Here is a 2,778-nt window from a genome sequence, read left to right as displayed (position 1 = left end):
AGCAGAACTTGACCACTGTGCGTAACCGGGTCAACGAGCTGGGTGTGGCCGAGCCTCTGGTTCAGCGTCAGGGTGCCAACCGTATCGTGGTTGAGCTGCCGGGCGTGCAGGACACTGCTGAAGCCAAGCGGATCCTGGGCAAGACCGCCAACCTGGAATTCCGTCTGGCCGCCGAGCCGGGTGCTTCCAAGGCGACTTCCGAGTCCTTCGAATTCCGTGAGGGCAACCGTCCTCCTGCGCAGATCGAGCGTGGCCTGATCATCACCGGTGACCAGGTGACTGATGCTCAAGCCGGTTACGACGAGCACGGCCGTCCACAGGTGAACATCAAGCTTGATGGCCACGGTGGCGAGCTGATGAACCGTTCGACCCGCACCAACGTCGGTCGCAGCATGGCGGTGATCTTCATCGAGCAGAAGCCGACCACCACCTACACCAAGCAAGTGGTGAACGGTGTCGAGAAAGACGTGGCGGTGCAGACCTTCAAGGAAGAGAAGAAGATCATCAGCCTGGCGACCATCCAGTCGCCGCTGGGCAGTCAGTTCCGCATCACTGGCCTGAACGGCCAGGGCGAGTCTTCCGAACTGGCGCTGCTGCTGCGTGCCGGTGGTCTGGCGGCGCCGATGTACTTCGCCGAAGAGCGCACAATCGGTCCAAGCCTGGGTGCTGACAACATCACCAAGGGTATCGATGCGTCGCTGTGGGGCATGCTGTTCGTGTCGCTGTTCATCATCGCCATCTACCGTTTCTTCGGTGTCATCGCCACTGTGGCGCTGGCATTGAACATGGTGCTGCTGCTGGCCCTGATGTCCCTGCTGGGGGCGACGCTGACCCTGCCGGGTATCGCCGGTATCGTCTTGACCATGGGTATGGCGGTGGACGCCAACGTACTGATCTTCTCGCGGATACGTGAAGAGATCGCCGCAGGCATGACTGTGCAGCGGGCAATCAACGAAGGCTTCGGCCGGGCATTCACCGCGATCCTGGACTCCAACCTGACCACCTTGCTGGTGGGCGGCATTCTGTTCGCCATGGGTACCGGTCCGGTCAAAGGCTTTGCGGTGACCATGTCCCTCGGGATCTTTACCTCGATGTTCACGGCCATCTGGCTGACCCGTGCGATGGTCAACCTGATCTTCGGCGGTCGTGACTTCAAGAAGTTGTGGATTTAAGGGGCTGCCATGTTACGTACTATTAACTTCATGGGCGTGCGCAACGTTGCGTTCGGCGTCACTGTGCTGCTCACCATCCTGGCGTTGTTCAGCTGGTTCCACAAAGGCTTGAACTACGGTCTGGACTTCACCGGCGGTACGCTCATCGAACTGACCTACGAGCGTCCGGCGGACGTGATGAAGGTGCGTTCGCAGCTGAACGACGCCGGTTATCACGAGGCTATCGTGCAGAGCTTTGGTGCGACCACCGACCTGCTGGTGCGGATGCCGGGTGAGGACCCGCAACTGGGTCACCAGGTGGCTGAAGCGCTGCAGAAGGTTGGCGGTGACAACCCGGCGCAGGTCAAGCGCGTCGAGTTCGTCGGTCCGCAAGTGGGTGAAGAGCTGCGGGACCAGGGTGGCCTCGGCATGCTCATGGCTCTGGGCGGCATCCTGATCTACCTGGCCTTCCGCTTTCAGTGGAAGTTCGCGGTGGGCGCGATCGTTTCGCTGATCCACGACGTGATCGTGACCGTGGGCATCCTCTCGTTCTTCCAGATCACCTTCGACCTGACGGTGCTGGCGGCGGTGCTGGCGATCATCGGTTACTCCCTCAACGACACCATCGTGGTGTTCGACCGGGTGCGTGAGAACTTCCGTGTGTTGCGCAAGGCCAGCCTGATCGAGAACATCAACATCTCGACCACCCAGACCCTGCTGCGCACCATGGCCACCTCCATCTCCACCTTGCTGGCGATCGTGGCCCTGTTGTTCTTCGGTGGCGACAACTTGTGGGGCTTCTCCATTGCTCTGTTTGTCGGTGTGTTGGCGGGTACCTACTCGTCGATCTACATCGCCAACGTGGTGCTGATCTGGCTGAACCTGAACAGCGAGGATCTGATTCCTCCGGCCAATACCGAGAAGGAAGTGGACGACCGTCCGTGAGGATCTAGCCCTTTTCCGGCTGTCAGTTAAAAAGGCGCGAGTGTTGAACTCGCGCCTTTTTTATTGCTCCAACGCTGGGAGAAGCGCGGGCCAAGTCCCGTTTGTATGGTCAGGAGGTTCACGTGAACAAGTCGTTGCTGGTTGGTGCGGTATTGGGTGCTGTCGGTGTCACCGCCGGGGGTGCTGTTGCCACCTACAGCCTGGTTAAAAGCGGCCCTGAGTATGCGCAAGTGCTGGCCGTACAGCCGGTCAAACAACAGATCAAGACCCCTCGTGAAGTCTGCAAGGACGTCGCCGTGACTCGCCAGCGCCCGGTCAAGGATGAGCATCAGATCCTGGGTACCGTGGCGGGTGCGGTGGGCGGTGGTCTGCTGGGCAGCATGATTGGTGGTGGTAATGGCAAGAAGATCGCCACCGTGGCGGGTGCCGTTGGCGGTGGCTATGCCGGCAACAAGGTGCAGGAAGGCATGCAGGAGCGTGACACCTACACCACCACCCAGACTCGCTGTAACACGGTCAATGACATCAGTGAGAAGGTCGTGGGTTATGACGTGAAGTACGACCTGGGCGGCAAGCAAGGCCAGGTGCGCATGGATCGTGATCCGGGCAATCAGATTCCGGTGGATAAAGAGGGTCGCCTGATTCTGGGGCAGAACCAGAATCAACCCGGCCAATAACCCTC

The 2,778-nt window shown here is 60.0% G+C and carries 3 protein-coding genes; all 3 read left to right on the top strand.

What is annotated here, in order from left to right:
* Positions 1-1,172: protein translocase subunit SecD (secD, locus tag BLX41_RS34930; protein WP_259744623.1), on the top strand; the 1,172-nt coding region annotated here is incomplete at its 5' end.
* A 9-nt stretch (positions 1,173-1,181) separates the two neighbouring features.
* Positions 1,182-2,096, top strand: coding sequence for a protein translocase subunit SecF (secF, locus tag BLX41_RS09705; RefSeq protein WP_011063222.1), 915 nt, complete (start codon positions 1,182-1,184; stop codon positions 2,094-2,096).
* A gap of 122 nt (positions 2,097-2,218) precedes the next feature.
* Positions 2,219-2,773: a glycine zipper 2TM domain-containing protein gene (locus BLX41_RS09700; RefSeq protein WP_102880808.1), complete on the top strand. Its 555-nt coding sequence runs from the start codon at positions 2,219-2,221 to the stop codon at positions 2,771-2,773.
* Positions 2,774-2,778: the final 5 nt, after the last annotated feature.

It is taken from the genome of Pseudomonas protegens (assembly GCF_003732485.1).
In the GTDB taxonomy this organism is placed as follows: Bacteria; Pseudomonadota; Gammaproteobacteria; order Pseudomonadales; family Pseudomonadaceae; genus Aquipseudomonas; species Aquipseudomonas protegens_B.
The sequence above is the reverse complement of the archived record's forward strand: the minus strand, read 5'-3'. Positions and strand labels throughout refer to the sequence as shown.

Coding starts and splice junctions, on each gene's coding strand:
- secF (WP_011063222.1), top strand. CDS start 1,182: ATGTTACGTACTATTAACTTCATGGGCGTGCGCAACGTTGCGTTCGGC.